This window comes from Corynebacterium glyciniphilum AJ 3170 (assembly GCF_007673095.1).
GTDB lineage: Bacteria > Actinomycetota > Actinomycetes > Mycobacteriales > Mycobacteriaceae > Corynebacterium.
Window position 1 is genome coordinate 213465 of sequence record NZ_VDYZ01000005.1, and the last position, 7829, is coordinate 221293.

The following is a 7829-nucleotide window of genomic DNA, read 5'->3' on the forward strand; positions in this document are numbered from 1 at the left end:
CATAGGAGACTGCCGTGGCACCCTCTACCCCGAGTTTTCGTTCTGACCGTTCCTTGTTGAGTGCACTGAGCTGGCGCTCGGCACTTTCCGCGTTGTCCGCACTCTCGGCGGGCTGCTTCGCGTCCTTCGCCAGCGTCGGCTCGTCGTTCTCGGCGGTGTCGCTGGGGTCGTTCATGTCCGTGGCGTCGGTCGGCTCGTCGTTCTCGATCCTGTCGGTGGGTGCCCAGGGCGCGGTGCTCAATATCCCGGTGCGGGAGCTCATCGCGCGGTCAGTAGATCGGTAACCCCGGTTGCATCTGCTCGACCCACGCCAGGACGCCACCCTCCAGGTGGCCGACGTTCTCCTCGCGCCGGGCGAAATGGGATGCCACGGCGTCCACCGCACGGGCCGACCGGGTGCCGGACTTGCAGTGGAAGATGATGTCACGGTTGCGCAGTGCCGTCGGCAGGGCGGCGGCACCGCGTTCCTCCACCGCAGACAGATGGACGGGGACGGAACCCGGGATGCTGACCACGTCACGTTCCCAGGCGTCACGGACGTCCACGAGGACAGCGCCCGCCCGCATCCGGTCCTCCAGGTCCTCAGGAGAAACCGTCGGGTGAGGATCGGTCGTGCACACCTGGACCATGTCCTCCACGTCCTGCACGGCCGTCACCGGAGGAGCGTCAGTGTCGACGGTGACACGTAGTTCGCGGAAGCTCATCGACAGACCGTCGTGGAGGAGGAGACGCCCGTACAACGGCTCCCCGCACCCGGTGATCAGCTTCACCGCCTCCGTACTCATCAGTGAGCCTACGGCCCCCGGTAGCGAGCCGATGACGCCACCGGCGGCGCAGCTGGGGACGGATCCCGGGGGAGGGAGGTCCGGATGCAGGTCACGGTAGGTCACTCCGTCATGGGACGGCCCGGAGCAGAAGACCGAGACCCGCCCTTCAAAGCGGAGGATCGAGCCCCAGACACAGGGCGTGGAGGTCAACGTGCAGGCGTCGGAGACGAGGTAGCGCGTGGCGAAGTTGTCGGCCCCGTCGAGGACGAGGTCGTAGTCGTTGACGATCTCGGTGACGTTGTCGGCGTCCAGCCGCACGGCGTGGCGTTCGACAGTCACCAGAGGGTTGATCCGGGCGACGGCCGCGGCAGCGGAATCGACCTTCCGTGCACCGAGTGAATCGACACCGTGGACGACCTGGCGTTGCAGATTCGTCACCTCCACCACGTCATCATCGACGATGCCGAGCGTACCGACCCCGGCGGCGGCGAGGTACTGGAGCGCCGGAGACCCCAGCCCGCCGGCACCGATGACCAGAACCCGGGCATTCTTCAACCGACGCTGACCGGTCATCCCCACCTGGTCGAGCGTCAGATGTCGGGCGTAGCGGGACAGCTCTTCGGTGGTGAGCTCCGCCCCGGGTTCGACCAGCGGGAATGTGAGTGGGCCGGTCACAGTGCCGATCCGCTCGCCGACCTACTGTCGATCAAGCCGTCCGGAGTGGACGACGCCAGGGCGCCCTGCGTCCAGGGGCGGCGGGGGATGCGTCCGGCGCCCCGCGCGAGACGTCCGGCCTCGACGGCATGCCGCATCGCCGTCGCCATGGACGCCGGATCCTGGGCACGGGTGACCGCACTGGCCAGAAGTACGCCGTCACAACCGAGTTCCATCGCCTGTGCCGCGTCCGAGGCGGTACCGACGCCGGCGTCGAGGATCACCGGGACAGTCGCCCTGTCGCAGATCAACTCGATGTTGTGGGGGTTGAGGATTCCCAGGCCGGTTCCGATGGGCGACCCCAGTGGCATCACCGCCACCGCGCCGGCGGCCTCGAGGTGCCGGGCCGTCGCAGGATCGTCAGAGGTGTAGGCGAAGACCTCGAAACCGTCTGCGGTGAGTTCCTCGGTCGCGTCGACCAGTTCGATCACGTCCGGTAGCAGTGTCCGGTCGTCGGCGAGGATCTCCAGCTTCACCCGGTTCGTGCCGAGCGCTTCACGGCCCAGCCGTGCGGTCAGCAGCGCGTCGCGGGCCGTGTAGCAGCCAGCGGTGTTCGGGAGGACATCGATTCCGAGGCGGTCGAGCAGACCGAACAGTGAGGTACCTGTAGCGGGGTTGAACCGGCGCAGCGCCACCGTGGTCAGTGACGTCCCCGACGCGACGAGTGCCTGTTCCAGCACCTCCAGGGACGTCGCTCCACCAGTTCCCATGATCAACCGGGACGTGAGGGACGAACTGCCGATGGTGAGCTGTGTCGACTGCGACTGGTGAGCGGTCATGGTGACTATCCTCCCTGCATGGCGGTGATGATCTCGATCTCGGCGCCGTCGCGGACCACTGCCGAGGCCCAGCGGCTACGGGGCACGATGGCCGAATCCAATGCAACGGCGAGCCCCAGTGCGTCGGTATCCGGATCTTGTCCGGTGATGTCGAAGACGATGTCGCCGACGGTGGTTGTCGAGGTCACGGAACGCTCTGTCCCGTTGACCGTGACGGCGACGCTGGTGTTGTTGTCCGGCATGTTCACGATGTCCTTTCCAGGGAGGTGGTGGTGAGAAGTCTGGTGTCGTGCGGGATGGGAGGAGCCTTACCTGACGCCAGCGTGGCGGCGAGCCTGGCGCAGAGCGGCGCGAGCAGTACACCGTGGCGGGAGTATCCGGTGGAGACGGTGACACCGTCCACACCGGGGACGCCGCCCAGGTACGGCAGATCGTCCGGGGTGCCGGGCCGGGCACGCGCCAGGATCTCGGTGAGTTCCAGGTCCGCCGCACCCGGCACGAGGATCTGCGCATCCCGGAGCAGTTGGTGGACGCCTTCCAGTGACACGCCGTCGAAACCGTCCTCCCGTTCCGTCGCCCCGATGACGATCTCGCCGTCGGCACGGGGGACGAGATAGACGGGTCTGCCGTCGACCAGGCCGCGCACGGTGCGTTCCAGCAGCGCAGGGCGGCCCGGCTTCACCTGCGCCCGGAGGATGTCCCCGTGCACCGGGCGCAGCCGGACGGCCTGGGCCTCGGGGAGGCCGTCGATAGCAGGGAAAGACACCCCGGGGCACAGGACGGTCGCTTCAGCACGCACCTCCCTGCCGTCGGCCAGGCGGACGCCGGTGGCGGTGCCACCCTCGCGCAGGACAGCAACCACCCGCTCCCGGACCAGACGCCCTTGCGGGCCTCCTGCCCCGGACGGGGCGTACACCGCTTCAGCGAGGGCCTCGAGCAACGTCCGTGGATTTACCTGGTGGTCATCGGCAACGAGAAAAGCGCCTGAGACGCCGGGCGCCAGGGACGGTTCCAACCGGCGTGCCCGGCGGGCGGTCAGCTGCTCCACCGCCATGCCGGCAGCACGTTGGACGTCGGACAGGTCCCGGAAGGCCGCGACATCACCGGGGGTGGCTCCCACGCCCAGTGTCGCGGTCTGCAGGTAACCGACGGGATGTCCGACGGTCCGCTCAAGGTCCGCGATGAACTGCGGGTACTCCCCGGCAGAGGCGAGCATGAGTGGCCGGATGGCGTCGTGCTGGTGGACAACTTCGCTGACCGGCGCGACCATGCCGGCAGCGGCGTGGCTGGCGCCGTTGCCGGGGTCAGGGTCGATGACGGTGACGGTATGGCCGGCCCGCCGCAGATACCAGGCCGAACTGAGCCCGGCGATCCCGGCGCCGACGACGAGTGTCTCAGGCATGTGCGTTCTTTCCTCCGGCGGCATGATCCGCATCAGGTGTCGACGGTCGACCGGTGGCTCCCGGTCCTCTCAGCCCCGGCGTCGGGGGCTCCCGTAGTTCGCGTAACGGCTACCATCTCACCACATGGACCTACATCAGTGCACGGGTGCCCCCGAAACCGCGGCAGGGAGACGACGCAGGGAACTCCTGCAGGAGGCGTCGCTCTACCTCTGCACACCGGCGCGCCGGGAGCAGGGGGATCTCCGGGACTTCCTGCATGCCGCCTACGACGGGGGTGTCGACGTCATCCAGTTGCGGGACAAGACGCTCGACACCAGTGACGAAGTGGCCGCGATCGAGATCCTCGCCGAGGTCGCCGCGGAACACGGCACGCTGTTCGCGGTAAATGACAGGGCGGACATCGCCGCCCTGGTGGGGGCTGACGTGCTGCACGTCGGGCAGGACGACCTGAGCGTGGCCCAGGCCCGTAGGTTGCTGGGACCGGACGTCGTCCTCGGGCTGTCCACCCATTCATCCGGCCAGGCGGAGGCGGCGTTCCGTGATCCCGACCTGGACTACTTCTGCACCGGACCGGTGTGGGAGACACCGACGAAGCCCGGTCGTGCAGCGACGGGGCTGGGGCTTGTGGCCCGGACCGCCGAGATGGTCGGCGGCGGGGGAGGGGAGCCTGGCGGTGCGACGCCGTGGTTTGCGATCGGCGGGGTCAACCGGCGCACCCTGCCGGACGTCCTCTCGGCCGGCGCCCGGCGTGCGGTCGTCGTACGGGCGATCACCGAGGCGGACGATCCGCGCCAGGCCGCCTCAGAGCTGAAAGCGCAACTGACGAGAAGGGTGCCGGAAGTCCGTCGTGTCAGAGGTCGCTGACGGGTGAGGTGCCGTCCACGAATTCGACCGTGCGCTGCCCGGACAGGTCTTCCCGGCCGGCGAACTCGACGATCACGTCGGCGACGAGTTCACGCGCGGTGTGTGCGTCTGACCTGTCGAGGTCGTCGGTGACGGGGGCTGCTCCTTCGGCGGGATCCTCCGTGAGCGTCGCGGGCCCGAGAATCACGTAGTCCAGACCCTCCGTCGCGACCAGACGGTCGTCCACCGTCTTCTTCGAGTCCGCGTACGGGAAGAAGCTGTCGGTCTCGGGGACGGTGTGGTTCCGTGCCCCGGCGTAGGACACATTGAGGTACCGCGGCGTGGTCCCCGAATCGCGGAGCCTCTCCAGGGAGTCGACGACGGCGAGAGCGGCGGCGCGGTCGACGGCGTAGGTCACCTCGGGGCCGCCGCGACCTCCGTTCCCGGCCGTCCAGACGACCACGTCGAAACGCGCCAGGATACTGTCCCATTCGTCCGCGGCTACCTCGGTGACGTCCTTGAGCAGTGCGGTGGCACCCAGGGATTCGATCTCGGTGACCTGGTCCGGGTTGCGGATCAGGGACGTCACCGAGAAGCCACGGTCGACCAGTTTCGGGGTGGCGAGAAGACCTACCTTGCCGTGCCCTCCGATGATGAGAACGTTCGTCATGATCTTCCTCCTGTGCAGATTGGTTCGGGCTCTGTCTGGTGTCCACAACAGGTGGACAGCTCCGTCTATTCCCGTACACGACGGCGACGTCACGGGCCGACTCCCCAAGTGGCGCCAGAAGTAGTAATGTGGGTCACGTCCATGTTGAACGGTGATTCAAGACATAATTGAGGAGTAGTGCCCGTGAATCTCGAGCTTTCCGAGGAGGATGTCGCCTTCCGCGACAAACTCCGCAGTATTTTTGCTGAAGTACCTGCAGAAATTCGCGCGCGCACGCGCGCCGGCCACGTCACCCGCGAGGACATCATCGATTCCCAGCGCGTCCTCAACAAGCACGGTGTCGCGGTCCCGCACTGGCCGGTGGAGTACGGGGGCCAGGACTGGACACCCATCCAGCGGCACATCTTCACCAACGAGCTGCAGCGGGCCGGCATCCCGGAGCCGTTGGCGTTCAACACCGGCATGGTGGGGCCTGTCATCGCGGCATTCGGAAGCGACGCCATCAAGGACCGTTTCCTGGCCAAGACGGCGAACCTGGACATCTGGTGGTCGCAGGGATTCTCGGAGCCGGGCGCGGGATCGGACCTTGCGGGGTTGAAGACCACGGCAGTCCGGGACGGCGACCACTACATCGTCAACGGTCAGAAGACCTGGACCACACTCGGTCAGTACGGCGAGTGGATGTTCCTGCTGGTACGCACCGATCCGGACGCTCCCAAGCCGCAGCAGGGCATCTCTTTCCTGCTGGTCGACCTGGACACCCCCGGCATCGAACACCGGCCGATCCGGCTCATCGACGGCTCGGTGGAAGTCAACGAGTTCTTCTTCACCGACGTCAGGATCCCCGCCGAGAACCTTGTCGGGGAAGAGAACAAGGGCTGGACCTACGCGAAGTTCCTGCTGGGAAACGAGCGCAACGGCATCACCCAGGTCGGTACCAGCCAGCGGCACTACGCAGACCTCGTGGAGATGGCCGCCGCCCGCACCCACGGTGGCCGGCGCGTGCTCGACGACCCGATCTTCCGCAACCGCCTCTACGACGTCAAGCTACGGCTGAAGGCGGTCGAGTCGACACAGCTGAGGGTCACCGCCGCCAGTGCGGACGGTAAGCCGAGCCCGCTGTCCTCGATGCTGAAGATCGAGGGGAGCCGGATCCTCCAGGAACTCAACGAACTGGCGGTGGAAGCTCTCGGTAGCGATGCCGTCGAGATCACCGTCGATGACTCCGGCGTCTACGGTGACCCGGTCGTCGAATACCTGAACAACCGCAAGGTCTCCATCTACGGAGGCACCAATGAGGTCCAGGCGAACGTCATCGCCAAGGGCATTCTCGGACTTTAGGAGCACCACGACATGGATCTTTCCCTGACAGATGAACAGCGTATGCTCGCTGACTCCGTCCGGAGCGTTTTCTCCGGTGCCGACGGAGATCCCACCGCCGGCGCGGACGCGCCCGAGGTAGCCCTGGACTTCCGCCGTGATCTCTGGCGTCAGGCCGCCGAACTCGGTGTGACCGCCCTGGTCATCGACGAAGAATATGACGGTGCCGGTGCCGGGGTCGGGGAAGCCTATGCCGCAGCGGAGGCCCTGGGCGAGCTCGCCGCCCCCGAACAGGTCACTGACCTTGCCTACGTCCCGGCGTGGCTGCTCCAGGACCTCGGGTCCGACGACCAGAAGTCCACCTGGCTGCCGCCGCTGGCTGCGGGAGAGCGTCTCGTGACGCTCGCCCATGCTGAACCGACCACGGGATGGGCGGACGCCCGCACCACGACCGTCACCGGTGGACGGCTGACAGGGGAGAAGCGCGCAGTCGTCGCTCCCGGCGACGTCGACGCCTTCCTCGTCACCGCCGTCGAGGACGGTGCGCCCGGTGTGTACCTCGTCACCCCGGGGGACGGGGTCGAGGTAACCGTGCACCGCGATGCAGAATGGGCGCCCACCGGGCGCGTCTCCTTCCAGGAGGCTCCGGCGGAGCGACTCGGCGGGAGCGCCGAAGACACCGACCGCGCGCTGCGTCGCGCCGTGTCCCTCGCACGTGTGGTGCAGGGTGGACGCGCGGTGGGGCTGATGGGCACCGCCATGAACCAGACGGTGGACTACCTCAAGGTCCGCAAACAGTTCGGGGTGACCCTGAACAACTTCCAGGTGCTGAATCACCGTGCCGCGCAGCTCTATGCGGATGTCGAGCTCGCCCGTTCCACCGCGCTGTGGGCCGCTGCGATGGCGCAGACGGAGGAGCTGACGCTGGAGGAGCTGGAGGCGGCGTCACTCGACGCCTACGTGTTCCTGGCCCGCCAGGCACGTGTGGTGGCTGAGGAGTCGGTCCAGCTCCACGGGGGCATCGGCGTGACCTACGAGACCGCTGTCAGCCACTACGCCGCAGCCCTGACCGGCTTCCAACAGCTCTACGGAGGTGTGCTGGAGGCACGGGGTGCCGGTGTCGCGTCCGGCACTCTCGAAGAGACCCCGAGCGCCTTGATGCACAACGAGCTGCACGTCTACAGCTGAGGTTCCGCGCAACGAACAACCCCCGCCACCGATGAGGAGGCGGGGGTTGTTCTGTCGGCGGAGCCGGAGCGGGGGAACTAGCTGTAGTTCCCCGTGAGGTTGTGAACACGCGCTGAGGGAGTCAAACCTCCGATAGCGGTGTGGG

General features: G+C 67.3%; 9 protein-coding genes and 1 riboswitch. Of the genes, 4 read left to right on the plus strand and 5 right to left on the minus strand.

The window, feature by feature from the left end; all coding sequences use genetic code 11:
• Positions 1-14 precede the first annotated feature (14 nt).
• On the plus strand, positions 15-284 hold the full coding sequence (locus FS507_RS06825) for a hypothetical protein (protein ID WP_145942031.1): 270 nt from the start codon (positions 15-17) through the stop codon (positions 282-284).
• Here the strand turns inward: FS507_RS06825 and moeB are convergent.
• The 4 genes from moeB to thiO form a co-directional block, all read right to left on the minus strand.
• Entirely contained in the window at positions 270-1442 is a 1173-nt protein-coding gene (gene moeB, locus FS507_RS06830) for a molybdopterin-synthase adenylyltransferase MoeB (protein WP_145942032.1), read from the minus strand. The two genes, FS507_RS06825 and moeB, sit on opposite strands and share 15 nt — an antisense overlap.
• Entirely contained in the window at positions 1439-2260 is an 822-nt protein-coding gene (locus FS507_RS06835; protein WP_145942033.1) for a thiazole synthase, read from the minus strand. Before FS507_RS06835 ends, moeB begins: the two co-directional genes overlap by 4 nt.
• Positions 2261-2265: 5 nt before the next feature.
• Complete coding sequence (thiS, locus tag FS507_RS06840; protein WP_145942034.1) at positions 2266-2502, minus strand: sulfur carrier protein ThiS; 237 nt, start codon at positions 2500-2502, stop codon at positions 2266-2268.
• 2 nt (positions 2503-2504) lie between these two features.
• Positions 2505-3662 (minus strand): glycine oxidase ThiO, encoded by a 1158-nt coding sequence (gene thiO / locus FS507_RS06845; protein ID WP_145942035.1) that lies wholly within the window; start codon positions 3660-3662, stop codon positions 2505-2507.
• A riboswitch (TPP riboswitch) is annotated at positions 3655-3767 on the minus strand. It overlaps the preceding gene by 8 nt.
• Before the next feature lie 19 nt (positions 3768-3786).
• Here thiO and thiE point away from each other — a divergent pair.
• Positions 3787-4527, plus strand: a complete 741-nt coding sequence (thiE, locus tag FS507_RS06850; RefSeq protein ID WP_145942036.1) for a thiamine phosphate synthase — start codon at positions 3787-3789, stop codon at positions 4525-4527.
• Here the strand turns inward: thiE and FS507_RS06855 are convergent.
• A complete protein-coding gene (locus tag FS507_RS06855; protein WP_145942037.1) occupies positions 4514-5176 on the minus strand; it encodes an NAD(P)H-binding protein in 663 nt (220 codons plus the stop codon). The genes thiE and FS507_RS06855 overlap by 14 nt on opposite strands.
• A gap of 183 nt (positions 5177-5359) precedes the next feature.
• On the opposite strand from FS507_RS06855, the gene FS507_RS06860 reads away from it, so the two are divergent.
• Positions 5360-6517, plus strand: coding sequence for an acyl-CoA dehydrogenase family protein (locus FS507_RS06860; RefSeq protein ID WP_145942038.1), 1158 nt, complete (start codon positions 5360-5362; stop codon positions 6515-6517).
• Positions 6518-6529: 12 nt separating this feature from the next.
• Positions 6530-7684, plus strand: coding sequence for an acyl-CoA dehydrogenase family protein (locus tag FS507_RS06865; protein WP_145942039.1), 1155 nt, complete (start codon positions 6530-6532; stop codon positions 7682-7684).
• The last annotated feature ends 145 nt before the right edge of the window (positions 7685-7829 follow it).